The 25854-nt window shown below is 63.2% G+C and carries 18 protein-coding genes; 13 read left to right on the top strand and 5 right to left on the bottom strand.

The window, feature by feature from the left end; all coding sequences use genetic code 11:
- Positions 1–26 precede the first annotated feature (26 nt).
- A complete protein-coding gene (locus QZ964_RS10450; protein ID WP_292531485.1) occupies positions 27–3449 on the bottom strand; it encodes a peptidoglycan-binding protein in 3423 nt (1140 codons plus the stop codon).
- Between the two features lie 292 nt (positions 3450–3741).
- On the opposite strand from QZ964_RS10450, the gene QZ964_RS10455 reads away from it, so the two are divergent.
- The 6 genes from QZ964_RS10455 to QZ964_RS10480 all read left to right on the top strand — a co-directional run bounded on the left by QZ964_RS10455 (position 3742) and on the right by QZ964_RS10480 (position 12147).
- Positions 3742–5535, top strand: coding sequence for an acyl-CoA dehydrogenase C-terminal domain-containing protein (locus QZ964_RS10455; protein WP_292531486.1), 1794 nt, complete (start codon positions 3742–3744; stop codon positions 5533–5535).
- 150 nt (positions 5536–5685) lie between these two features.
- Complete coding sequence (locus tag QZ964_RS10460) at positions 5686–6894, top strand: acetyl-CoA C-acetyltransferase (protein WP_292531487.1); 1209 nt, start codon at positions 5686–5688, stop codon at positions 6892–6894.
- Positions 6895–7046: 152 nt separating this feature from the next.
- Positions 7047–9254: a 3-hydroxyacyl-CoA dehydrogenase NAD-binding domain-containing protein gene (locus tag QZ964_RS10465; RefSeq protein ID WP_292531489.1), complete on the top strand. Its 2208-nt coding sequence runs from the start codon at positions 7047–7049 to the stop codon at positions 9252–9254.
- 199 nt (positions 9255–9453) lie between these two features.
- The gene (gene lgt / locus QZ964_RS10470) at positions 9454–10278 is read left to right on the top strand and encodes a prolipoprotein diacylglyceryl transferase (protein ID WP_292531490.1); all 825 of its coding nucleotides are present in this window, start codon (positions 9454–9456) and stop codon (positions 10276–10278) included.
- Positions 10275–11357 (top strand): SAM-dependent methyltransferase, encoded by a 1083-nt coding sequence (locus QZ964_RS10475; protein WP_292531492.1) that lies wholly within the window; start codon positions 10275–10277, stop codon positions 11355–11357. The genes lgt and QZ964_RS10475 overlap by 4 nt, the downstream gene beginning before the upstream one ends.
- A 10-nt stretch (positions 11358–11367) precedes the next feature.
- Entirely contained in the window at positions 11368–12147 is a 780-nt protein-coding gene (locus tag QZ964_RS10480; RefSeq protein ID WP_292531494.1) for a polyphenol oxidase family protein, read from the top strand.
- A gap of 44 nt (positions 12148–12191) precedes the next feature.
- On the opposite strand, the gene QZ964_RS10485 is transcribed toward QZ964_RS10480, so the two are convergent.
- Positions 12192–13787 (bottom strand): FAD-binding oxidoreductase, encoded by a 1596-nt coding sequence (locus tag QZ964_RS10485; RefSeq protein ID WP_292531495.1) that lies wholly within the window; start codon positions 13785–13787, stop codon positions 12192–12194.
- A 505-nt stretch (positions 13788–14292) separates the two neighbouring features.
- Here QZ964_RS10485 and kdpF point away from each other — a divergent pair.
- The 6 genes from kdpF to QZ964_RS10515 are packed head-to-tail and all read left to right on the top strand — an operon-like array spanning position 14293 to position 22207.
- Positions 14293–14379 (top strand): K(+)-transporting ATPase subunit F, encoded by an 87-nt coding sequence (gene kdpF / locus QZ964_RS21530; protein WP_367119267.1) that lies wholly within the window; start codon positions 14293–14295, stop codon positions 14377–14379.
- Positions 14380–14410: 31 nt separating this feature from the next.
- The gene (kdpA, locus tag QZ964_RS10495; protein ID WP_292531497.1) at positions 14411–16120 is read left to right on the top strand and encodes a potassium-transporting ATPase subunit KdpA; all 1710 of its coding nucleotides are present in this window, start codon (positions 14411–14413) and stop codon (positions 16118–16120) included.
- An 11-nt stretch (positions 16121–16131) separates the two neighbouring features.
- Positions 16132–18180, top strand: coding sequence for a potassium-transporting ATPase subunit KdpB (gene kdpB, locus QZ964_RS10500; RefSeq protein WP_292531498.1), 2049 nt, complete (start codon positions 16132–16134; stop codon positions 18178–18180).
- Between the two features lie 11 nt (positions 18181–18191).
- Complete coding sequence (kdpC, locus tag QZ964_RS10505; RefSeq protein ID WP_292531500.1) at positions 18192–18791, top strand: potassium-transporting ATPase subunit KdpC; 600 nt, start codon at positions 18192–18194, stop codon at positions 18789–18791.
- A 27-nt stretch (positions 18792–18818) separates the two neighbouring features.
- Positions 18819–21518: a sensor histidine kinase KdpD gene (locus QZ964_RS10510; protein ID WP_292531501.1), complete on the top strand. Its 2700-nt coding sequence runs from the start codon at positions 18819–18821 to the stop codon at positions 21516–21518.
- Positions 21515–22207, top strand: a complete 693-nt coding sequence (locus QZ964_RS10515) for a response regulator transcription factor (RefSeq protein WP_292531502.1) — start codon at positions 21515–21517, stop codon at positions 22205–22207. The genes QZ964_RS10510 and QZ964_RS10515 overlap by 4 nt, the downstream gene beginning before the upstream one ends.
- A 59-nt stretch (positions 22208–22266) precedes the next feature.
- Here the strand turns inward: QZ964_RS10515 and QZ964_RS10520 are convergent, their stop codons facing one another.
- Together QZ964_RS10520 and QZ964_RS10525 are read right to left on the bottom strand one after the other, a co-directional pair.
- Positions 22267–22389, bottom strand: coding sequence for a hypothetical protein (locus QZ964_RS10520; RefSeq protein WP_292531503.1), 123 nt, complete (start codon positions 22387–22389; stop codon positions 22267–22269).
- Between the two features lie 149 nt (positions 22390–22538).
- Positions 22539–22781, bottom strand: a complete 243-nt coding sequence (locus QZ964_RS10525) for a hypothetical protein (RefSeq protein ID WP_292531504.1) — start codon at positions 22779–22781, stop codon at positions 22539–22541.
- Positions 22782–22932: 151 nt separating this feature from the next.
- On the opposite strand from QZ964_RS10525, the gene QZ964_RS10530 reads away from it, so the two are divergent.
- A complete protein-coding gene (locus tag QZ964_RS10530; RefSeq protein WP_292531506.1) occupies positions 22933–23169 on the top strand; it encodes a hypothetical protein in 237 nt (78 codons plus the stop codon).
- Between the two features lie 124 nt (positions 23170–23293).
- Here QZ964_RS10530 and QZ964_RS10535 read toward each other — a convergent pair whose 3' ends face one another.
- Positions 23294–25273, bottom strand: coding sequence for a hypothetical protein (locus QZ964_RS10535; RefSeq protein WP_292531507.1), 1980 nt, complete (start codon positions 25271–25273; stop codon positions 23294–23296).
- Between the last annotated feature and the right edge of the window lie 581 nt (positions 25274–25854).

The following is a 25854-nucleotide window of genomic DNA, read 5'->3' on the forward strand; positions in this document are numbered from 1 at the left end:
ATGGCCCCTGAAGCGAAGCTTTCCGGCTAGGAGACCCGAGGCTTGCCGGACGGCGGTTTGGTCGTGGGCTTGGCAGGCGTCAGCTCGCGTGCGCCTTCGCCGCCGGTCGGCCTGAGCGCCGGCGCGTCATTCGCCTCGGGCGCCGGCGTTTTGACGCGGAACGCTGCGGCGAGCGCCTTGGCTGCGGCGAGCTCCTTCGAATCGAGGCGCGCGCCGATTTCGTCGCGTTTTCTCGCCGCGTCATCGTCGCCCTGCTCCGCGGCGGCGCAAAACCAGGCATAGGATTGCTGCAGGTTGCGGCTGACGCCGAGACCGCGCGCATAGAGGATGGCGAGATTGAATTGGCTATCGCGGACGCCATATTCGGCCGCGCGGCGGAACCACTCCGCCGCGGCGGCGTAATCAGGCTTGCCTTCGCCGCCTTCGGCAAGCAGCACGGCATAATTATGCATGGCGCGCGCATTGCCGGCTTCGGCGGCGCGCTCGTACAATTGTCGGGCGCGCGCGTAATCGCGGTCGACGCCCACGCCCTTTTCGTACATGGAGCCGAGCCGAAACTGCGCCGGCGCCAACCCGGCCTCCGCGGCCATTTCGAACCAATGCGCAGCCGCCTTGGCGTCGCGCGGGGCGCCGCGGCCTTCGGCGAGGCGCGCGCCCAGGTCATATTGGGCGCCCGGATCGCCCTCCAGGGCGCGGCGCTTGATCGCCGCCAAAGCGTCGCCTGGCGACGGCGACGCCGTTTCGATCGTTCCGGTGGGAGTCGGATCAATATTGCGCTGCGCAGCGACCGTCGGTTCGGGCGACGCCGATGGCGCTGTGTCGGCGCGCCCAAGGCCGCCAGCCGGTTCCGGCGCGGCCGAGCGCCCGGCCATTGTCGGCCGCGGGGCGCTGTTCAAGACAAGCGTCTTTTCTGGCGACGACGCGGGCCGAACCGCCTTGGCGGGCGCCTTCGCCTCTTGCTGCTTGGTCGACGGCGCGAAGGTCAGTCCGCCCTGTCCCTCCATGCGCGCGACGTGGTAGGCGCCGATTATCAGCATGACCGCGGCAAGGCCCAACAGCAGCGGCCGCTTGCGATCCTGAATGGCGGCGCTGAGCTTGACCACAGCCCCGCCTCGCGCCTGTTGCTGATTCTCAGCCCCTTCGGCGGGGCGCGCCGTTTCCGGTGGTTCGGCGTCTGCCTCGGCCGGAGGCCGCGCGGCGCGGCGGGCGGCGGCGATGAACGCCGACTGCACCGAAGCGCCGCGCCCGGCTTGATCCGATCCCAGTCCAGGCGGCGCAAGCAGAGGCTCGCGCCGCTCGGCGGCGCTGTGCTCGACCGGAAGCAGGAATTCCAGCGGATCGACCGGCGCGAGGTCCTGGCCTCCGGCGCCTCGGCCGTCGCGCTCGCCAAGAGCCTCGCCGCGAATGTCGTCCCCAGGCTCCTCGGCCGGGCGCGGCGCGACTTTTGGCGCGACGCCGCGAATGTCGCCGAGTTCCTCGTCGAACATGGCGAGACGGCTGACGACGCGTTCGAGAGTTTGATGGACCGCCGACAACGCCTCATTCGTGCGCTGACCATTTGCGCCCGCATCGATCTGTTCCAGCCGCCGCGCCAAGGCTCCGATCTGAGTTTCGAGCGCCTTCAGCGCTTCGGCGCCAACAACGGCACCCGCCGACTGAGTCATCCGGTCGGCGAGCGACTCGATGAGAGCCGCCAACTCACTCTCTCGCTTCTCGGCGCGGGCGTCGTCGTCGATCCGTTGCGCAAATCCGGCCTGCATCCGGTCCAGCCGTTCGGCGATTTCGTCCAGCGCGGCATTTTGCCCGCCAATCCTTGGCGCGAAGCATGGATCGTCGAAGCGGTCCATCTTGAAAGACAGCTGCGCGAGCTGACGCTCGATCGCCTGCAGATCGAGATTCCGCGCGTCGGAAGCGAACGCCGCATCGATTTTCCTGTCGAGACCGCGCAGCAAATCCTCAAACGCGGCGACATGTGCGAAGTCGCCGGCGCCCACGGCGGTTTCCTTCCGCGCTGCGATCGCTTGGCTAAGCTGATCGATACGTTTCGCGAGGTTGGCTAAATCCTGCGCGCGGTTTGGTTCGGCGATCATTGCTTCAATGCGCGCGAGCAATTCCGTTGGCGCGCTTTCCGCAAGGCGGGACTCGAGAAGGTCGAACCTGCGACCAATCTCCTCGAACGCCGAGTCGCGACCACCGCCGTCCAACGCGGAATCGATCTTTTTCGCGAGCGATGCGAGAAGCCCTTCGAGCGGCGCCATATTCGCCGCGCCGCGATCGATGCGCCGCGTCAGCGTCTCGCCGAGTTCATCGATCCGTTCGCCGAGTTCGTCGAACCGCGCCGCCGCCGACTGTTCGACAACGGCGTCCAGCTTTTGTGCAAGGCGATCGAGCCGGCTGTTGAAGCTCCCGAACCCCTTTGCCGTTTCCGCGCTGACGATCGAGCGGATCGCCTTCAGCGCTCCGCCGAAATCCGACCCGGATGCGTCGCGCGACAGCGTTAAAGCGTCGACTCGTTGCGTGACGTCAATGATGCGCGTTTCGATCTTCTCAAGCGGCAGCGGCCGCGCCATGAGCGCGATCAACTGTTCCTTGATGTCATGAGTTTCGCGCGCGACGTCGCGCACCGCCGAAGCATTCTCGGCGTTCCCCGTCTGCAGTTTCTCCAGCCTGATGCCGATCGTTTCGACATCGGCGCGCAGATTGCGCACGATCGGTGTTGGATCCAGATCTTCGATCAGAGGGCGCAGTTCGGCGATGATCGCTTCGGCGGGCGCAAGCGTCTCCTCGGGCACGCCCCGCTCGCGTTGCGACTCGATGCACTGGCGGAGATCGTCGATCGCCGTTCCGATGGCGAGGACCGACGCGCGCGGCGCAAGCTCTTCGAGCGTTTGCGTCATATCGCGGATTTCGCGTCGAATGTTTTCGATCTGCCGCATCATCACGAGCTGCTGGTCGCCGCGCTCGGCGGCGTGCTCGCGAAAACTGTCCAAACTTCGCGTGACCGCGCCGATCGAGCGCTGCAAATCCTCGAAGCGCGACCCAGACTCACGCTCGAAGCCGCCGGGCGCGAAATCGCCCGTCAACGACCCCGCCTTCGCCTCGCGTCGCCCTGCGACATCTTCGTCTAAGCGTCGCACAATGTCGGCAAGATGCCGTTCGAGGCCGCCCAACGGCTTCTCGAAACCTGCGCCGCGATCTTCGCCCGACAGCCGCGCAAGCCGCGATTCAAGTTCCGCCAGCGCGTTGCGGATCGGCCGAGCGTTCGCGGAAGGTTGCTCGCCGAACTGGCCTTCAATGCGGCTCTTGGAAAGCGCCGCTATCGATCGCCAGATCGGGTCGTCATCGCCGTTCTGTTCGCCCGGGCCTTCATGCTGAGGAGCGGGTTCGCGCTTACCTTCGCGCGGCTTGGAGTCGGGACGACCCTCGTTGGGGAAATGCGCCTTGCTCATGTGACTGTCCGGCGGGACCGACTCGTGGAAATTGGGACGAAAAGCGCTGTGGAACCGACGCGGACACGCGAATCGCGCGATACTGTCGGCGCGGGCGGGCCGACGGGATGACTTTCTGTCGATTGAAGTAAAGAAGCCGTTAAGAAACGGCTCTAAACACGGCGTCGTGTTCGCGATCGTCGCAAAGCGGCTCGCTTGCGCGCAAGGCGGCGCCTCTCTACCTATGACGCAGCCCGAGCGAATCGCGGCGCGGCGGCTTAGTCCGCAAGCGCCGGCCTGCAAGGAGGCGTTGATGCCGAGCTACAAGGCGCCTGTTGACGACACCCTCTTCCTGTTAAACGACGTCTTGAATTTTCAGCGTTTCGGCAATCTGCCAGGCTTCGCGGACGTTACCCCGGACGTATTGTCGCAAATCCTCTTCGAGGCGGGAAAGCTTTGCGAGGAGGCGCTTGCGCCGCTCAATCAGTCCGGAGACGCAAAGGGTTGCGTGCGTCACGACGACGCCTCGGTCTCCACCCCGCCGGGTTTCAAGGAAGCGCATGACGCTTTCGCTCAAGGAGGCTGGATCAGCCTCGCGGTGCCCGAGGAATATGGCGGCCAGGGCCTGCCCTACACGCTCTCGATGGCGATGAATGAATTCGCCTCCTCCGCGAATATGTCCTTCGCCATGTATCCGGGTCTGACCCAAGGCGCGCTCGCCGCTCTGCTGCGCCATGGCAATGACGAGCAAAAAAAGCTCTATGTGCCGAAGATGGCCGAGGGCCGCTGGTCAGGCACGATGAATCTGACCGAGCCGCAATGCGGCACCGATCTCGGACTGCTGACGACCAAGGCGACGCCGCGCGCGGACGGCTCCTATTCGATCACCGGACAGAAAATCTTCATCTCCGCCGGCGAGCATGATCTGACCGAGAACATCGTGCATCTGGTGCTCGCGCGCATCGAAGGCGCGCCAGCTGGCGTCAAGGGCATATCGCTCTTCGTCGTGCCGAAGTTTCTCGCCAACGGCGACGGCGCACTTGGCCCGCGTAACGGCGTCTCCTGCGGCTCCATCGAAGAGAAGATGGGCATCCATGGCAACTCGACCTGCGTGATGAATTACGACGGCGCGCAGGGCTTTCTCGTCGGCGAGGCCAATCGCGGACTGAACGCCATGTTCGTGATGATGAACGAGGCGCGGCTCGGCGTCGCCATGCAAGGCCTCGCGCTCTCCGAGGTCGCCTATCAGAACGCGGCGCAATACGCCAAGGAGCGTCTGCAGGGCCGCGCGCTCTCCGGTCCGAAAGATCCCGGCAAGCCTGCCGACCCGATCATCGTGCATCCGGACGTGCGGCGGATGCTGTTCGAGATGAAGGCGTTCAACGAGGCGGCGCGCGGCTTTGCGCTTTCCGCCGCGCTCGACAGCGACATCGTGCATCGTTCGGATGACGCCGCCTCACGGCAGGCGGCGGAGGACCGGCTTGGCCTGCTGACGCCCGTGCTCAAGGGCGTGCTCACCGACTTGGGATTCGAGAACACCGTGAAAGCCCAGCAGGTCTTTGGCGGCCACGGCTATATTCGCGAATGGGGCATGGAGCAGTTCGTGCGCGATTCGCGCATCAGCATGATCTATGAGGGCGCCAACGGCATTCAGGCGCTCGACCTCGTCGGACGCAAGCTGCCGCGCGACGGCGGCCGGGCGATCATGGCCTATTTCAAGGACACGACGGAGTTCTTGAATCCGCTCGCGTCCGACGACGCGATGAAGTTCTACGCCACGCCGGTGCGAGCGGCGCTCGACGATTTGCAGAAGGCGACGATGTGGCTCATGCAGAACGCCATGGCCAAGCCCGACAACGCCGGCGCCGCTTCCTATGACTATATGCATCTCTTCGGCCGCGTCGCGCTTGGCGTGATCTGGGTGAAAATCGCCCAGGCGGCGATGGCAAGAAAATCGAGAGAGCCGCATGAGGCGGCGCGCATGGACGCCAAGCTTCTCACGGCGCGCTTCTACATGGAGCGCATGCTGCCCGAAACGCGCCTGCGCCTGACCCGCATTTCGACCGGCGCCGACACGATGATGTCGCTGCCCGAGGAGATGTTTTGATGGGCGCCCTCCTTCTCCCGCTCGCGGGAGAAGGTGTCGCGCCGGAGGCGTGACGGATGAGGGCCCTCACCCGACCCGGCTACGCCGGGCCGCCCTCTCCCGCAAGCGGGAGAGGGACGCGCTGGAAAGATTAGAGAAGAGGAACTCTTCATGGCCGACGCTTTTATCTACGACGCCGTTCGCACCCCGCGCGGTCGCGGCAAGCCGGACGGCTCCCTGCATGAGGTCTCTTCGCTTGGCCTCGCCGTCACGGCCCTCCAGGCGATCCGGGAGCGCAACAGGCTGGAGGGGCCCGAGATCGACGACGTGATCCTCGGCTGCGTCGATCCGGTCGGGGAAGCGGGCGGCGACATCGCTCGCGCCGCGGCGATTTCATCGGGCTATTCCTACAAAGTCCCCGGCGTGCAGATCAATCGCTTCTGCGCCTCCGGCTTGGACTCGGTGAATTTCGCCGCCGGCGAGATCATGTCCGGCCAGCACGATCTTGCGATCGGCGGCGGCGTCGAAAGCATGAGCCGGGTCGGCATCGGCGCGTCCGGCGGCGCCTGGCCCGTCGATCCGACGATTGCCATTCCTTCCTACTTCATGCCGCAGGGCGTCTCCGCCGATCTCATCGCGACGAAATACGGCTTCTCGCGCGACGACGTCGACGCCTACGCTGTGCAGTCGCAACAGCGCGCGGGGAAGGCCTGGGAAGAAGGCCGCTTCAAACATTCGATCGTGCCGGTGAAGGACGTGAACGGGATCACGCTGCTCGACCGCGATGAACATATGCGGCCCGCGACCGATATGCAGGCGCTCGCGGCATTGAAGCCGTCCTTCGCCTTTTATGCGGAGCAAGGCGGCTTCGACGCCGTGGCGATTCAGGCGCATCCCGAAATCGAGAAATTGAATTACGTGCACCATGCCGGCAATTCGTCGGGCATTGTCGACGGCGCGGCGGCGGTGCTCGTCGGCTCGAAGGAAGCGGGCGAGAAACATGGGCTGAAGCCCCGCGTGAAAATCCGCGCCTACGCCAATATCGGCTCCGAGCCGGCGCTGATGCTGACCGGCCCTGTCGACGTGACGAAGAAAGTGCTCGAACGCGCCGGCATGTCGATCGCCGACATCGATCTTTTTGAAGTCAACGAGGCCTTCGCCGCCGTGGTGCTGCGCTATATGCAGGCATTCGATCTCGATCCCGCCAAGATCAACGTCAATGGCGGGGCGATCGCCATGGGCCATCCGCTCGGCGCGACCGGCGCCATGCTGATGGGAATCGCGATCGATGAATTGGAGCGCACGGGAAAGAGCACCGCGCTGGTGACGCTCTGCATCGGCGCCGGCATGGGCACGGCGACGATCGTCGAGCTGGTGTGACGGTTCAACGTTTCTTCGCCCTTCGAGACGCGAGCTTCGCTCGCTCCTCAGGGTGAGGAAAGTTTTGAACCTCATCCTGAGGAGCCCGCGCAGCGGGCGTCTCGAAGGACGAGGTTCGAAAGAGATGGCCAGAGTTCTTCGGGAGCGAAACAATGAATCTCGTCAATTTCCGCTTCGAGACCGGCGCCGACGGCGTCGCGCTTGCGACCTGGGACATGCCCGAGCGCTCGATGAACGTCATCACGCCGCAAGTGATGGACGAGCTGGAGCAGATCATCGATACGGTCGTCGCCGCGCCCGACGTCAAAGGCTGCGTGATCGCCTCGGGCAAGAGCGCCTTTTCCGGCGGCGCCGATCTTTCCATGCTGCAGCATGGCGCGGCGCAATACGCCAAGGCGCTGAAGGAGCAGGGCGAAGACGCGGCGAACAAGCAGTTCTTCGACTTCTCGCGCCGGCTGTCGCTGCTTTATCGAAAGCTCGAGACCTGCGGGAAACCTTTCGCCGTCGCCATTCACGGCGTCTGTCTTGGCGGCGCCTTCGAACTTGCGCTCGCCTGCCACTATCGCGTCATGTCCGACGACGAGAAGACCAAAGTCGGCCTGCCGGAAATCAAGGTCGGACTCTTTCCGGGCGCAGGCGGCACACAGCGCGTGTCGCGCATCATGCAGACCGGCGACGCGCTGCAATTTCTGTTCAGGGGCGATCAGGTCAAGCCGAGAGCCGCGCTCGGCGCCAAGCTCGTACATGAAATCGCGCCGAAGGCCGAGATCGTCGATCGCGCTCGCGCCTTTATCGTTAACGGGGGCAAGGCGCAGGCGCCGTGGGACGCCAAGGAGTTCAAGAATCCTTCCGGCAGGGTGTTCTCGCCGACCGGCATGATGATCTGGCCTGCCGCCAACGCCATCTATCGTCGCGAGACCTACGATAACTATCCCGCCGCAAAGGCCATACTGCACGCCGTCTATGAAGGGCTGCAATTGCCGATGGACCAGGCGCTGACCGTCGAGTCGCGCTGGTTCGCTCATATCCTGCGCTCGAAGGAGGCGGCGGCGATGATCCGCTCGCTGTTTCTCTCAAAGAACGAATTGGACAAGGGCGCGCATCGGCCAAAGGACGTCGGCCCGACCAATCTCAAGAAGATCGGCATTATCGGCGCTGGCTTCATGGGCGCGGGCGTCGGCTACATCAGCGCGCTGAACGGCCTCGACGTCGTTCTTGTCGATCGCGATCAGGAGAGCGCCGACAAGGGCGTGGCGACGATCGACAAGCTTATTTCAAGTTCCGTCAGCAAGGGCCGCGCGACCGCCGCCGACAAGGATTCGCTGATGGCGCGCGTCGTCGCGACCGCTGATTACGCCGCGCTCAAGGGCTGCGATCTCGTGCTGGAAGCCGTGTTCGAAGACCGCGCCGTCAAGGCGGACGTAACCAAGCGGGCGCAGGAGGTCACTGGCGCCGACGTGATCTTCGCCTCGAACACATCGACGCTGCCGATCACATCGCTCGCGGAAACCACGCAGAAGCCCGAGAACTTCATCGGCATCCATTTTTTCTCGCCCGTCGAGAAGATGCTGCTCGTCGAAGTGATTCTCGGCAAAAAAACCAGCGATCGCGCGCTGTCGACGGCGCTCGACTTCGTCCGCATCATCAAGAAGACGCCGATCGTCGTCAACGACTCGCGCGGATTCTTCGCCAATCGCTGCGTGCTCAATTTTGTTCGCGAAGGGCAGATCATGCTGGTCGACGGCGTGCCGCCGGCGATGATCGAAAATGTCGCCCGCATGGCCGGCATGCCGGTCGGACCGCTGTCGCTCAATGACGAAGTCGCGCTCGATCTCGGGTGGAGAATCCTTCAGGCGACCAAGAAGGACCTCGGTGAAGGCTCGGTCGATCCCGCGCAGGAGCGCGTGTTGTGCTTCATGGTTGAAGAAAACGGCCGCTTCGGCCGCAAGAACGGCAAGGGCTTTTACGACTACCACGCCAATGGAACGAAAAGCCTGTGGCCCGGCCTCTCGGCGCTGGCCCAGAGGCAACTCGATCCCGATACGCTCGACGTCGCCGAAATGAAGCAGCGCTTTCTCGTCACCCAGGCTGTCGAGGCGGCGCGCGCCATGGCGGAGGGCGTCGTCACCGATCCGCGTGAGGCCGATGTCGGCTCAATTCTCGGCTTCGGCTTCGCGCCTTTCACCGGTGGCGTCCTCTCCTATATCGACGGCATGGGGGCGAAAGCCTTTGTCGCGCTCTGCGACAAGCTCTCCGCGACATACGGCCCGCGTTTCGAACCTCCGCAATTGCTGCGCGACATGGCGGCGAAGGGCGAAACCTTCTACGGGCGGTTCATGCCGCAGAAGATGGCGGCGTGATTACAGTCGGCGTCGCAAAACTCGCGTTTCGGGCAGGCCCGAGATCGAAGCCGCGCCTCGAAGGATGAGGGGTCCGCTGCTGACATGCGCGGCGCGCGGCGCTTTCACTTTTTGGGCGGACATGACATCCGCAAGGTCGGCGGGTAAAAGACAGGCGGGGCGCGCCGTTCCAAACGCCCGCCCGGCCGGACCTCAATGAATGCCGATTTTTGTGCTTCCCTTTCCAGTGATCGATCCTGTCGCCGTCAACATCGGGCCCTTGCCGCTGCGCTGGTATGCGCTCGCCTATATCGGCGGCTTCCTCTTCGGCTGGCTCGGCCTGCGCGCGCTGGTCGCCAACGATTCGCTCTGGAGGCGCGACCAGCCGCGGCCAAGCCGCGAGTCGCTCGACGATCTTCTCGTTCTTGTCGCCTTCGGCGTGATTGTCGGCGGGCGCCTTGGCCACGTGCTGATCTACGATCCGGCCTTCTATTTCGCGCATCCGCTGGAAATTTTTCAGACATGGAAGGGCGGCATGGCGTTTCACGGCGGCCTTATCGGCGCGATGATCGGCATGTTTCTCTATGCCCGCCGCAGCGGTCTGCCGCTGCTGACCGTCAGCGACATTTGCGCGGCGGTTGCGCCGATCGGCATTTTCTTCGGCCGCCTCGCCAATTTCATCAAGCCGGAGATGTGGGGCCGTGAGACCGACGTTCCCTGGGCGATGGTCTTTCCCGGCGCGGGCGACGTTGCGCGCCATCCCAGCCAGCTTTATGAGGCGGGACTCGAAGGCGTCGCGCTCGGCCTTCTCTTATGGTTTGCAGCACGCCGCGGCGCGCTCAAACAGCCCGGCCTCGTCACCGGAATTTTCGGCGTCGGCTACGGGCTCGCGCGCATTTTCTGCGAATTCTTTCGCGAACCGGATCCGGTGCAGGAAGCGCTGCCCAATGGTTTGACCATGGGCATGCTGCTCTCTGCGCCGCTTGTTTTATTTGGCGCCGCCGCGATCATGTTCGCGCTGCGGCCGAGGAGCGCGACCGCATGAGCGCCTTGAAGAGAGAGATCGTCGAGATGATCGCTCACGACGGTCCCATTACGCTCGAGCGCTACATGTCGCTCAGCCTGACCCATCCGCGTTATGGCTATTACATGACGCGCGATCCTTTTGGCGCGGCCGGGGATTTCATCACCGCGCCGGAAATCAGCCAGATGTTCGGCGAATTGCTCGGCGTCTGGATCACCGAAGCCTGGCGCGCGGCGGGCGGCCCGTCTCAGGCGCGGCTTGTGGAGCTTGGACCTGGCCGCGGCACGCTGATGTCCGACGTGCTGCGCGTCACGCCGATCGCGCCCAATTTTTTTTCCGCCGTCACCGTGCATCTCGTCGAAACCAGTCCGGTTCTGCGCGAAGCGCAACGCCAGACCCTGGCCCGAGCCGCAAAGTCCGCGCAATGGCACCTGGATTTTGCCGAGATGCCCCCCGGGCCTGCCTTCATCATCGCCAATGAGTTTTTCGACGCGCTTCCGGTCAGGCATTACGTGAAGAGCCCCGGCGGCTGGCGCGAACAGCTCGTCGGGCTCGACGCCGAAGGCGGCCTGGCCTTTCGAGTGTCCGAGCAGATCGAGACGACGCTCAACGTTCCGGCGCGAGAAGGATCGATCATTGAAGTCAGCGCCGTCGCTCAAAATCTCATGGGCGACATCGCGACGCGGCTCGTCACTGAAGGCGGCGCGCTCTTGCTCATCGACTACGGCTATGAGCAGACCACGCTTGGCGACAGTCTGCAGGCGGTGTCGCGCCACGCCTATGTCGATCCGCTGGCGGCGCCGGGAGAAACGGACCTGACCGCTCACGTCGATTTCGCCGCACTGGCGCGCGCCGCGCGCGCGCGCGGCGCCAAAGTGATGGGCCCCGTGCTGCAAGCGGATTTTCTCTTGCAACTCGGCATCGAACGCCGCGCCGAGACTCTGTCGAAAAAAGCGACGCCCGAGCAGGCGCAAGCGATTTTCGACGCCTTCGAACGTCTAACCGGCGTTGACGACGCGCGTCATCAGATGGGCCGACTGTTCAAAGTGATGGCGGTGACCCATCCGGATATGCCCGACCTGCCGGGATTTTTCGTGTAACATTGGCGCAATGACGCTCGAAACGCTTGCGCTTACCGCGCGAAACCTCCACCTGCCCGGCCTGCGCCACGCCTTTTTCACCCGCGAGGGCGGCGTCTCCGACGGCGTCTACGCGTCGCTCAACGGCGGCGTCGGCTCGCGCGACGCGCCGCAGTCGGTCGCCGAAAATCGCGCCCGTATGGCGGCGCGTCTTGGCGTCCAAGCCGAGCGCCTGCTGGTGCCGTTTCAGATCCATTCCGCAGACGCGCGCGCCGTGCGCCAGCCATGGCGCGCCGATGCGCGGCCGCGATGCGACGGCATCGTCACGACGGAGGTCTCGCTCGCGCTCGGCGTCACCGGCGCCGACTGCGGCATGCTGCTCTTCGCCGACGTCAAAGCGGGCGTCGTCGGCGCCTGTCACGCCGGCTGGAAAGGCGCGCTCGGCGGCGTGATCGAAGCGACCGTTGTGGAAATGGAAACGCATGGCGCGCGCCGCGCCGATATCCATGTCGCGCTCGGTCCGGCGATCGGCGCGACGAGCTATGAAGTCGGTCCGGAATTCGTCGCGCGGTTTCGCGACGCGGATAAGTCCTTCGCGCGCTTCTTTACGCCAACGGCGCGCGACGGCCATGCGGCCTTCGATCTGCCGGGCTTCATTGCGTGGCGAGTCGAGGCGCTCGACGTCGCGTCATTCGAGGACCTCGGCGTCGACACCTATGCGGATGAAGCGCGCTGCTTCAGCTACCGCCGCAGCGTTCATCGTCGCGAGCCGGATTACGGTCGATTGGTCTCGGCGATCGCGCTGATTTGAGGCGCCGACCATGATCGTGCTCTGACGAGAGCGGCGAGGTCGCCTTACCGCAGCCCGTCGAAATAATTGTAGAACACGCCGGTCGGATCGTGCTTCTTGCGCAGCTCTTCGATGCGCTGAAAGTCTGCGCGAGTCGCGAAGGCGCGTCTCACATGATCGGGATAGGAGACTGAGTCAGTCTCGCCGATGTAGTAATTGGCGGCAAAGGGCTTCAAAATTTCCAGATATTTTTTGTGCCAGTTCAGGTTCGTGTCGTCGTCGCGGGCGTTCCTCCAAATCGTCCAAAGCCCGCCATACAAAGGCGCTCTCATCGCAAAAGCCGCGTCAGCCGGCGCGGTCGCGTTCTGTCCGGTGGAGAATGCATAGAGCACGAGCGACTCGGGCGAAGGCGCATTCATGAAATGCGCCTTGAGCGCCTCGAACAGCCCCTTCGGATTTGAATTCGAGAACATCGCCTCGACCTGATTGCGGCGGTTCTCCGGCCACATCGCGCCGGACATGTCAAAGAGACGATCAAAATCGACATGCTCGTTCACCGTCTTCGACAGGCATTCCCCGATGATCGGGCATTGCTCCAGAAGACTTGTCGCGTTTCTGGCCTCCTCTTGCGAATCGGCGAACACGGTCGCCGTCATCAACGACACTTTGCCGGATTGCGCCTTGCATCGATCGGCGAGTTCCGACGGCGCGGTGAGGAGAAACAGGCTGAGTTCGACATTCGCCGGCAACTTGCCGGCGATGTTTGCGAGCCAGTCGGCGACGCCTCCGACCTTGTCGAGGCTGTAGAAATAGGAGCTGGCGGCGATATGCTTCGGCAATGGATAGAGCTTCAGATGGTAGCGCACGGCGACGCCGAAGAAGCCATAGCCTGCGCCGCGCGCGGCCCAGAAATAATCGGCGTTCTGATTTTTGCTCGCCGTGATCAGATCGCCTTCGGCCGTCACCACGTCGACGGCTTCGACGCCGGCGACGCCGGGTCCCCAAACGCCCTGATTCCAAGCCATGCCGCCGCTCAAGAGATAGCCGCTCAGCTTCACCTGCGGACAGTGACCGCTCGGGTAGGACAGGCCGACCGCATTCAATCGCCTCTGCAGTTCCCGGTTGCTGATGATGGGTTGCAGCGTCGCGCGACGCGACCCTGCGTCGATGGAAATGATCTTGTCGAGACTTCCGAGGTCGATCAGCAGTCCACCGCGCCGCAGCGACGGGCAGCACCAATTGTGACCGCCGCCGCGCACGACGACCTTCAATCCGTTGCGGCGTGCGAATCGAACCGCTTCGCAAACATCTTGCTCGTCTTGAACCCTTACGATGATCTGCGGCAATCGATCGCTCGCGTGCAGTTGATTCCATAGCCCGTCGAACGCCAGCCGATTGAAATCGGCGTCGTCAGGCGTCGCAATTTCGCCTTTGATCTTGTTGCGAAGCGCGATTGCGTCGATCGTTCGACCTTGTTCGCGCGCAGCGGCCGTCGCGACGCCGGGCAGCCGTTCAGCATAGGCCGATCCGCCGACGAGCGCTCCCCCGATCATCACCGAACGGCGGCTGAAGTCGCCGCTCCGCGCATTCGCCGCGTCGCCTTCTCTTTGGACGGTCTTGGCCGTCTCTTCGTTCTCGGAATCGCTTGCTGCACTCGGCATTTTCTTACTGCAGACCCGGACAGAGGAATTCCTGGCGTTGGAGCCCGCCATGAAAATTGCCTTGCAAGAGCGCTCGGCCAAGCGCTTATCCAAGAGCGTGGCTGTTCTACAATGAAACGGAGAAGCACGGAAGTTCGTGGAGTTTTCGCTGCATTTTTAAGAGTCGCTGATGAGGCGAAATTCCTAATGGCGCCCTTACATCACTCGCGACCACATTCCCGTTCGCGCGATCCTCGTCAGCCGACGCCAGGGCGCGCACGCGACATCAAAGTGAGATGCGCTCATGCCTCTTTCTCTCATTGGCCTCGGCGTTGGTGCCTTGGTCTTCCTAATCGCCAATAGCCTCGTTCACGAGATGCGGGCGCGGCGCGCGCGCCACGGCTCACGGCGACCGTAACCGCGGAGAGGAAACATGCTCGATGTTCTATGCGTTGGCTTCGGCCTTTTGCTTTTCGCGATCGTCGGCGCGTACGCCCGCGCTTGCGGTCGCCTTTAGGAGAATCGCATGTCCGAACCTGTCATTGGACTGATCGTCGCCGTTTTGCTCGGCGCGTATCTCGCCTACACGCTGCTCCATCCCGAAAAATTCTAAAGGGAGGCTCGGCGCAAGCCGGGCGTTCGCCATGACTTCCATTGGGCTGGCGCAAATCGCCATCGTCCTGATTGCCGTTATCGTCGCGGCTGTTCCGCTCGGCGGTTACATAGCCCGCGTTTTAGCGGGCGAGCGAAGCCTGCTGACGCCGGCGCTGTCGCCGATCGAACGCGCCTTCTACAGGCTCGCGGGCGTCGATCCAACGCGCGATCAAAATTGGCTTGCCTACACAATGGCGATGCTCGCCTTCAGCGTCGTTGGATTTGGTTCGCTCTACGCTCTGCAGCGGCTTCAGGCCTATCTGCCGCTCAATCCGCAGGGCTTTGGCGGCGTTCCCGCCGATCTCGCCTTCAACACGTCGATGAGCTTCATCACCAACACTAATTGGCAGAACTACGGCGGCGAGTCGACGATGAGTCACTTGACCCAGATGCTCGGCCTCACCGTGCACAATTTCGTATCCGCCGCGACCGGACTTGCGATGGCCTTTGCCTTGGTGCGCGGATTTTCGCGCGCCGAGTCGCCGACGATCGGCAATTTCTGGGTCGATCTCACGCGCTCGACGCTTTACGTCCTCCTGCCGCTCTCGATCGTCGTCGCCCTCGCGCTCGTCGCTCTCGGCGTGCCGCAGACCCTCCAAGGTTCGATCGAAGCGACGACGCTCGAGGGCGCGAAGCAGACGCTCGCCATCGGCCCCGTCGCCAGTCAAGAGGCGATCAAGGAACTCGGCACCAATGGCGGCGGCTTCTTCAACGCCAATTCAGCGCATCCCTTCGAGAGCCCGAATGCCCTTTCCAACATGCTGGAAATCTGGGCTCTGCTTGTCGTCCCCTTCGCGACGGCCTTCGCCTTCGGACGTGCGGTGTCGGATTATCGACAAGGTCGGGCGGTCGCCATCACCATGATGATCGTGCTCGTCACGGGCGTTCTGATCGCTTACTGGGCCGAGGCAAGCGGAAATCCCTTGCTGACCGAGATCGGCGTCGACCCGTCGCCCGGCAATATGGAAGGCAAGGAGGTCCGCTTCGGCTCCGCGATGAGCGCGCTGTTCGCCGCGTCGACGACCGGCACGAGCTGCGGCGCCGTAAATTCCATGCACGACTCCTTCATGCCGCTCGGCGGTCTCGTGCCCTTGTTCAATATGTTGATGGGCAGCATCGCGCCGGGCGGCGTCGGCGCCGGTCTCTATGGATTCCTGGTGCTGGCGATTATCGCCGTTTTCGTGGCAGGTCTTATGGTCGGCCGCACGCCGGAATATCTCGGCAAAAAGATCGAGGTGCGCGAGATGAAACTCGCGATGCTGGCGGTGCTGATCTATCCGCTCACAGTTCTCGTCTTCACGGGCGTTTCGGTAATGCTCCAGACCGGCCTCGCCAGTCTGAACAACGCGGGCCCTCACGGGCTCTCCGAAATCCTTTACGCGTTCGCTTCGGCGACGGACAACAACGGGTCGGCTTTCGCAGGGCTGACGGGCAATACGCTTTGGTACAACACGACGCTCGGCGTCGCGATGCTGCTGGGGCGCTTCGCCTTCGTCATACCCGTACTGGCGATCGCAGGTTCATTCGCGGCGAAAAAGAAGGGCGCGCCCTCGGTCGGTACCTTCCCGACGCATGGACCGCTCTTCATCGGCCTGCTGCTCGGCGTCATCATCGTCCTCTATCTGCTGCAATATTTTCCGGCGCTGGCGCTTGGCCCGATCGTCGAGCATTTCGCGCTGCTCGCCGGAAAGACCTTCTAAGGAGCATGTCCATGTCGCATAAGGTCGCCGCTCCCGGTCTGTTCGACGCCCGGATCACCAAGCGCGCTGCGGTCGACGCCTTCAAGAAGCTCGATCCGCGACGCCTCGCGCGCAATCCGGTGATCTTCGTCACGGAAATCGTGTCGGCCGTCGTGACGGCGTTCTTTGTGCGCGATCTCCTCGCGCAGAACGGCGCCGCCTCTTTCTCCGGCCAGATCGCCGCCTGGCTCTGGTTCACCGTCCTCTTCGCCAATTTCGCCGAGGCGGTCGCCGAAGGACGTGGCAAGGCGCAGGCGGACGCTTTGCGCAAGACACGCAGCGATTCACACGCCAACCGATTGATTGATCCGCAAAACAAAAGCGGGATGAAGGATGTTTATGAGGGCGTGTCGGCGCTCGATCTAAGGGTCGGCGACGTGGTGCTGGTCGAAGCGGGCGAGTTCATCCCTGGCGACGGCGAAGTGATCGAAGGCGTCGCCTCGGTCAATGAGTCAGCGATCACAGGCGAGTCCGCGCCGGTTATTCGCGAGGCGGGCGGCGACCGCTCGGCCGTTACCGGAGGCACGACGGTGCTCTCCGACTGGATCAAGGTCAAGATCACCGCCGCGCCTGGTTCGACCTTCATTGATCGCATGATCGCGCTCGTCGAGGGCGCCCAGCGGCAGAAAACGCCCAACGAACTGGCGCTGTCGATCCTCCTGTCGGGACTGACCATCATTTTTCTCATCGTCTGTGTGACGCTTTGGCCGCTTGCCGCCTATTCCGGCGCGGCGCTTTCGATCACCGTGTTGATCGCGCTGCTTGTCTGTTTGATCCCGACGACCATCGGCGGTCTCCTGTCGGCGATCGGCATCGCCGGCATGGATCGGCTGATCCGCTTCAATGTCATCGCCACCTCGGGCCGCGCGGTGGAGGCGGCGGGCGACGTCGACACGCTGCTTCTCGACAAGACCGGCACCATCACCTTCGGCAATCGCATGGCGGACGAGTTGGTTCCAGTGGAAGGCGTATCGGAGCGCGCCTTCGTCGAAGCCGCACTGCTTGCGTCGCTCGCGGATGAAACGCCGGAGGGGCGCTCTATCGTCGCTCTGGCGAAAAGCGCGCTTGGCTTTTCAACGCCCGACCTCGGCCCAGAGGCGCAAATCATTCCTTTTTCCGCCCATACGCGCATCTCAGGGGTCGATCTTCCCGGACGCACGCTGCGCAAGGGCGCCGTCGACGCCGTCGCCGGGCAAGTCAAATCCATTCCTGTCGATTTCGAACGCGCCGTGGAGCGCATCTCGCGCGCCGGGGGCACGCCTTTGGCGGTGTCGGAAAACGGCAGGCTGCTGGGCGTCATTCACCTCAAGGACATCATCAAGCCCGACATCAAGTCGCGTTTCGCGGCGTTGCGCGCCATGGGCATCAAGACGGTGATGGTCACTGGCGACAATGCGATCACCGCCGCGGCGATCGCCGGAGAAGCGGGAGTCGATGATTTCATCGCGCAAGCCAAGCCCGAGGACAAACTCGCCTATATCCGTAAGGAGCAGCAGGGCGGGCGCCTCATCGCCATGTGCGGCGACGGCACCAATGATGCGCCGGCGCTCGCTCAAGCGGACGTTGGCGTCGCCATGCAGACCGGCACGCAGGCAGCGCGCGAAGCCGGCAATATGGTCGACCTCGACAGCGATCCGACAAAGCTCATCGAGATCGTCGCGATCGGCAAGCAGCTGCTGATGACGCGCGGCTCCCTGACGACCTTCTCGATCGCCAACGACGTTGCCAAATATTTCGCGATCATTCCGGCGCTGTTTGTCGTCGCCTATCCCGAACTGGAGGCGATCAACATTATGAAGCTCGCCTCGCCGCAGTCGGCGATCCTCTCGGCGGTGATCTTCAACGCGCTGATCATTATCGGGCTCATACCGCTGGCGCTGAAGGGCGTCCCATACCGGCCTGTGGGCGCCGCCGCGCTGTTGCGGAGAAATCTGCTGATCTATGGGCTCGGCGGCCTGATCGCGCCCTTCATCGGCATCAAGCTCATCGATCTCGCCGTCTCGGCCATTCATCTCGCATAAGGAGCTCTCAGATGCTCTCCCAAATTCGTCCGGCGATCGTCATGATCGTTCTTTTCACGGGGCTCACCGGAGTCGTCTACCCGCTCGCGATCACCGGAGTTGCGCAACTCGCCCTGCCGACGCAGGCGAATGGAAGCCTAATCGAACGCGATGGAACAGTCATCGGCTCGACGCTGATCGGGCAGAACTTTGCCTCCGATCGCTATTTTCATGGCCGCCCCTCGGCGACGACCGGCCCGGATCCAGCTGACTCTTCCAAGACAATCGACGCGCCTTACAATGCTTCAAACTCGATGGGCTCCAATCTCGGACCGACCTCGAAAAAGCTCGTCGATCGCGTAAACGGCGCGATCGAGGCGGAATTCGCCGCCGGCCGCATTGATGTCGTCGCCGCTGACGCCGTAACGACGTCCGGCTCCGGCCTCGATCCGCATATTTCGCCGCAGTTCGCGCTGGCGCAGGCGGGCGCCGTCGCCAGGGCCCGTAATCTCAGCGAGTCCCAGGTGCGCGCGCTTGTCGAAGCGAATATCGAAGGACGTGTTCTTGGCGCGATCGGCGAGCCGCGGGTAAATGTGCTCTTGCTCAACATGGCCATTGATCGCTTAAAATGACGCCGAGGCCCCAGAAAGTAGACGTCTTTGGCACGCGACGACGGAGACTTCGACCGCCGACCTGATCCCGACGCCCTCCTTGCCTTGAGCGACAAGGAGGGCAGAGGGAAGCTATGCATTTTCCTTGGCGCCGCGCCAGGCGTCGGCAAGACATATGCGATGCTGGCGCGCGCGCAAACCGCAAAGGCTGAGGGCGTCGATATTGTCGTAGGGGTGGCCGAGACTCACGGTCGCCTAGAAACCCAAGCGCTCCTCGCCGGTCTCGAAACCCTGCCCCGCCGCAAATGTGAATATCGCGGTCGCACCATCGAGGAATTCGACATAGACACCGCGCTGGCGCGAAAGCCTCAGCTCATCCTCGTCGACGAATTCGCGCACACCAACGCGCCTGACAGCCGTCATCCCAAACGCTGGCAGGATGTCGAGGAGTTGCTCGATGTCGGCATCGACGTCTGGACGACGCTCAATGTCCAGCATCTTGAAAGCCTCGCCGACGTCGTCTCACGCGTTACCGGCGTCGCCGTGCGCGAGACCGTGCCGGATCGCGTCCTGCAGACCGCTTCAGACGTCATTCTTGTCGACATCACGCCCGATGAGCTGCTCCAGAGGCTGAAGGAAGGCAAGGTCTACGTTCCCGAGACCGCGAAACGCGCGCTCCAGAATTTCTTCACGCCGCGCAATCTCACGGCGCTGCGGGAACTAGCGCTGCGTCGAACGGCGGAGCGCGTCGACGACCAAATGGTCGACTTCCTTCGTCAGGGAGCGATCGAAGGGCCCTGGGCGACTGCCGAACGCTTGCTCGTCTGCGTCGGCCGCGATGCAAACTCCGAAGCCGTGGTTCGCGCCGGCGCACGCCTCGCCACGGCCCTCAACGCCACTTGGATCGCGCTTTACGTCGAGCGCGCCGGCCAGGAAGAAGAATCTGCCGAGGTCGTGAGAAACGTCGACCAGGCGTTAAGGCTTGCGGAACGGCTCGGGGCGGAAATCGCCCGGACGCCAGGAGACGATCTCGCTGGCGAAGTGCTGCGTTTCGCGCGACGCGAAAATATCACGCAGATCGTCCTGGGCCGCTCGCGCGCGCGGCCTTTTTCTCGACTGATACGGCGCTCGCTGACCGACGAAGTTCTTCGCCGGTCGACCGATATCGCCGTTCACGTCGTTGTGCAGGAGGGCGGCCCGCCGCAAAACAGACTGGCTCGGAAATTGCCGACCTTGTCACAGACATCACTCGGCTTCGGCGGCGCCACGATCTCCGTCACGATGACGGTCCTGGTCGGATATGGCCTCGAGCGCTGGCTCGGCCTCGTCAATCCGTCGGTCATCTTCCTGCTTCCCGTCGTGCTTTGCGCCGTTTGGCTGGGGATGTGGTCCGCGATCACTGCGGCGCTCCTGTCCTTTGTGGCCTGCGACTTCTTCTTTTTCGATCCGCGCTACGAACTGACGATCTCGCAGCCACAGGAATTTCTTTCGCTCCTCGTCGCGCTGGTCGTCGCTATCATCACTGGAATGCTCGCGAGCAAAATGCGCAATTATGCGCAAAACATGCGCCAGCGCTCTCAAGCCGTGCAGTCGCTTTTCGAATTCTCTCGCAAGCTCTCCACGATAACCATGCTCGACGACATTCTCTGGGCGTCCGCTCTGCAAATTCAGAAGGCGGGCGAAGCGTCCTGCGTCATGATGCTGATCCCTGACGAGGGCGGTTTGAAAGTGTCGGCGGCCTGGCCCCCGGTCGATCAGATGGACGCCGGCGAACTCGCCGCCGCCCGTTGGGCGCTGGAAAAATCCGAGCCTGCCGGATGGCGGACCGATACGCTGCCCAATGTGCGCTTCCAATTCCGACCGCTGGCGACGGCGAGAGGGGTCGTCGCCGTTTGCGGGATCGAGCCCAAGACGCCCGACGAGCCGCTTTCCGCCGCTGCGGAAAGCACGATTTCGTCGCTGATTGAACAGACGGCGATCGCCATCGACCGCTCGATGCTCGTCGGCGAATCGGTCAAGGCGGCGGCGCTTGAAGAAAATGAAAAATTGCGGACGATTCTGCTCTCCGCCCTGTCGCATGATCTGCGCACGCCGCTGACCTCGATCACCGGCGCGGTGACAAGCCTGCGCGAACTTGGCGAGAAGCTTCCGCCAGAGGATCGCAAAGACCTTCTGCTGTCGATTGAAGAAGAGGCCGGGCGCCTATCGCGCTTCATCGCCAATATGCTCGACATGTCGCGCATCGAGTCGGGCGCGCTGTCGCCGCGCAGCGATCTCGTCGATGTTACCGAGGTGATCCGCAGCGTCCTCGAAAGAGCCAAGAGAACTTTTCCGGGCAAGGATACTTCGATCAGCATCGCGCCCGAGCTGCCGCCTATTCGCGGCGACGCCAATCTCCTCGAACAGGTTCTCTTCAATCTGATCGACAATGCGCATAAATATGGCGGACCTGCCGGCGCGATCATTCACGCCCGGCGCGAAGGAGGCGACGTCGTCATCACTGTGACTGACGAGGGGCCCGGCGTGAAAGCAGCCGACCTCGAGCGCATTTTCGAGAAATTTTATCGCAGCGGGCGCGTTGACGGCCGCAAGGCAGGAACTGGGCTCGGCCTCTCGATCTGCCGCGGACTGGTCAGGGCCATGGGTGGAACCATCGTCGCGCAAAGCCCTGCCGCCCGACGTCGAGGGACGAGAATCATCATGCGTTTTCCGGCCGCGGGCGAATCCAAGCGGGGCGTAGCGGCATGAACGGCGCGCGCGTCCTCGTCGTCGACGACGAACCGCAGATACAGCGCGTGCTGCGGCCGTCGCTGACGGCGAGCGGCTACGAGGTCATCGAAGCGACGACAGGCCGCCAGGCGCTTGCGGCTGTACGCGAACATTCCCCCGACATCATCATCCTCGATCTTGGCCTTCCCGACATGGATGGCAAGGAAGTGCTGCGAAAGCTGCGAATCCTTGCGCGGACGCCTGTGATCGTTCTCTCGGCGCGCGACCGTGAATCGGAAAAAATCGCGGCGTTTGACCTCGGCGCCGACGACTATGTCGAGAAGCCTTTCGCTATGGGAGAGTTGCTGGCGCGCATGCGCACGGCCTTGCGTCATTCACAGAATGCGGCTTCGGACTCCCAATGCGTCGTCGCCGACGGACTCATGGTGAATGTTCCAAAGCGCATCGTGACGAGAAACGGCGCGCCGGCGAAACTGACGCCCAAGGAATTCGATCTTTTGGCCTTTCTCGCGCGACATGCGGGTCGGCCCCTGACGCACCGGGAAATATTGAAAGCCGTGTGGGGTCCAGCGCATCAGAACGACAGTCAATATCTGCGCGTCTTCATCGGCCAGCTTAGGGCAAAGATCGAGGAAAACGCCGCGACGCCCAAAATCATTGTGACCGAGCCGGGCGTCGGCTACCGGTTTTTGGCGTCTGAGCGATGATGTCTTGCTGACGGATTCGAGATTGCTACGCTTCTGACGGCGGCAAGCGCCGGCGCAAATTAATCGAGGCTTGGATCAATCCCGGTCAACGACAAGCCAAAGACGATGACGCACAGCGCAAGCGCGACCGTCACTCCGACAAGCGGCGCGGCGAGACCAGGGAGTATTTTGAGGAAGCGCATGAACCGGTTCGCCTGGGAAAGAGCGCGATCTAAATGGCGGACCGTTAAAAGAGGGTTAGCAGCGCCCTGTCAAGGGCAAAGAGAAAACGTCAAGTAAAAAAGGGCGGCTTTGTCCCGGTTCAGAGAAGAACCCGCCCGCTCCGGATCGTTCACTTTCGGCGCCTGCGGCGCAAGGTCCCGAAAATCCAGGAGCCGGCCAGCAGCACCACAAGATAGATGATCGCCATGCGCGCCAGGTCCGGCAGCTGATCCGCCAGTCCCGGCCAAAAAAGAAACGCCAGGAGCGTGATGGCGCCGGCCAGGAGAGCCGCCAAAAGCGCGTCGTAATCCATGTCGCCGACCTTTCCGAACCCCGCCAGGACGGACGCAACGCCAACCCCAAGCGCAAGCACCGTCCGGCGCCTTATCCCTAAATAGGGACGCCAGCCGAAAACAAAGCTCGAAGCTCCGCCGCTGCGCGGCGCTCGGTCAAACGGAACGATTACGCAAGCTAAACGTTAGCAAGGCTGCAGCCTGCCTTGGGGCGCGACTAAGGAGGCAAACGTGTCCCGGAAAATAATCGCTCTTGCGCTTGGAGCTGCTGTTGCGACCCTCGCATCCTCGGCTTTTGCCGCCGATCTCGCGGAAGCTCCTCCTCCCCCGCCCCCGCAAGTCGTCGTGGCGCCGAACCCGTTCGCTCCTGTGGGCGCGATCGTCGCCCTGCCTTTCACCGTCGCGTCGACCGTCGTCGGCATGCTGCTCCCTCCGCCGCCTCCGCCCCCCGTCGTCGCGTCATATTGAGGGATCGCGCGCGGCTTCTTGAGGGGCCGCGCGCAACGTTGCCTTTTCGCGCCGACCTGCTCGCAACTTTCGAGTTCGATCACGCGATCCGCATTTGGGCGGTCCCGCCCAAATGCGCCATGATCTAAGCGTGCGGCCAGCGGCGTTCGCGGAACCAGTTGCGATAGTCCGTCATCTTCGCGCGCTGCCCAGCCGGCGCGCGCCGGGTGCATGTCGCCGCCTCGGCGCTCCCGTCCGGCGCGCCCCACCGAAGTTCGACGCAGTCGTTGGGGTTGTAGCCCATCTCTAGATCCGCCGCGCGGTCCATCACATCTTTGAGCGATAGCGTCCAGGCGGAGCCGTCGCTGCGCGTATAGGAAAAGGTGCGGGCCGCAAGTTCGCTCGAGAGCGCGCTTTGCAGTTGAGCCTGAACGCCTGCCGGACCTCTGCCAAACGGCATGGCGTAGCGATCGCTGCGCCGAGCGACACGATCTGGAAATCCGCGCACAACATCGATCGCGATCAGCAGGCGGAGATCGCGCGCCGGCGTCGAAAAGTCCTCCCATGCGCCCGAGGTCGCGAAGATCGCCGGACCGTCCGGCATTGATGCCTCGCCGCGCCCGCCGTTCTGGAACTTTCGCCCGTTTTCGACCGCCGTCGCGCGTGTCTTCACCTGCTCTTCTAGAGCGGCGATAGCCGCCATCATCGCGCGCGTCGGATCGAGCGGCTCAGGCGACATCACCTCGTCCATGCGATCGTAAAAATCTTCGGCGCTGAGTTGTGATTGCTCCAGGGAGAAATCGCCATACTCCGGGTTCTTGGCGATTTCGGAATTGGTGAGCTCCCGCAACCCACCATTCTCCCGCACGATCGGCCGGAAGCGCTTGAAGCCGGGACTGCCGAGCGTAGGTTCGTTCGCGAATAGGAAATTACCGCGCCAGAATCGCTTCCGGGTGACGGTGCCATCCGGCTCGGCGTCGACCGCAAGAAAGACGCCCGCTGAGTCCGCCGTCTGCGGGACGCGTTGCACGAGCATCATGACGTGCCCATACGGATCGGCGTAGGCAGTTCCGGGACGCAGCGTCTCCTGCGTCAGCGGGATGGTATAAAAGTCGGACTTGTCGCTATTTGCCGGTGCGCGCACCGAACCGGAATGAACGACGTCGCCGACAGCCCGTAAATATCCGGCAACGCCCGCCGGCCGCTTCGGCGCAGGCGGTTTCGCGGGAGCCGGCGCTCCGGGCTGGACCTGCTGCGGCTGTGAGAACAGTTGCTGCAAGATATTCGTCGGTGCCGCTGCGGGGGTCGCGGCCGGCGCAGCGGCGGCGGACGCCGTTGCTTGTTCGGGCGGCGGCGCGGGTCGCGTCACCTCGGGGTGCAGAATGTCGAAGCGCTCATTGCAGCGCGGCGGCGCGCCGCCGGCCCCGCGCGAGCAATTCGAATAGGCGAAGGGCAGCCCCATCTTGAAGGCGAAATAAGCGCGCAAGAAGTAGACGAAATCGGCGCAGTCGGGCTTGAGCGACAGGGTGAGGCTGTCCTCGTTCGTTCCGAGATGATTGAACAGGACATTCCGCGAGGGATTGCGCAGCACCTCGTGCCACGTTTTCCATGACTGCTCCGCTTCGAGCGGCGCGTCAAAAAGCTTGGCGACCCACGCCGAATACAAATTCTCAGTCGCGCGGTTCCAGGTGTTGTGCACCCGCCAGACGCTGCCTTCCGTCCCGTGCGACGCAGATTGCTTTCGCGCGCTCACGGCGATTTCCTTCGTGCTGCAGCTGGACGAAGTGGTATCGAGCGTGGCGCGCCACGCGCCCGCCGCTGGCGAGGCGACCTCGGCGAACCAGACATAAGGCGGTCCACCCCGCTGTCCGCGCGATTTGGCCGCGACCCTTCCGTCGGGCGCAATCAGCGAAAGCTCGCCTTGGAGCGGCTTTTCCGCGGCGACGAGGACGCGCAAAGGCGCGCCTGTCCAGGGCGCCGCCGGCGAGGCCAAGACCGAGAACTCGGCCGTTTCTTCGCAGGAGCCGGACGACTCCTGGGCCTGGGATTCCGGCAATGGGAAAAGAAAGGCGAAAAGAGCGCCTGCGACAGGCAATGATGCAGCGAATCGGCGCGCTGGAAGCATGTTTGATCCCCCTGTTGGGCCGCCCTCTCGATTCATTTCACCTCAGAGTACGATTTGCAGGCTATAAAGTTGGCAGGAATCAGTCAGCGGAGCTTCCGGGCATTTCGGGGAGACTCTGACGGTCGGATTTCTGGCGCAACTCCGGTCACGACGAGCCAGACGTCCTGCTGTCCTCAACCCCGCCAATCCATGTAAATGCATAGACGCCGGATAGGCGACGCCAAGGTTTTGTTAGCAGCCGTAATTCTTTAAGTGATTGATTTTCCAGTTGGCTGTGCACGCAGTCAGCTGCGAACGCGTCTCCGCGGCAATTCCCTGCTATCAGGGAAAATAACAGCGAAATTTGAAAAAATTGGCCTTTCCGGTGAAGAACCGTCCGTGAGACAGACGCAAAATCAGTGAGTTGGACGAAAATTCCCTAAGATTCTGAACAGGGAATTATTTCGAGCGAACAGGGAATGGCGAACGCCAAAATGCTCGGAACAGGGAATGTGGGTCGATCAGTTTTATGTGCCCGAATTGGCGCGTGCGAAAAATGCGTTTGGCGGAGGGCAAGGCTCATCTTCATCGCTACGGATTTG

The organism is Methylocystis sp., assembly GCF_021731785.1.
Taxonomy (GTDB): Bacteria; Pseudomonadota; Alphaproteobacteria; order Rhizobiales; family Beijerinckiaceae; genus Methylocystis.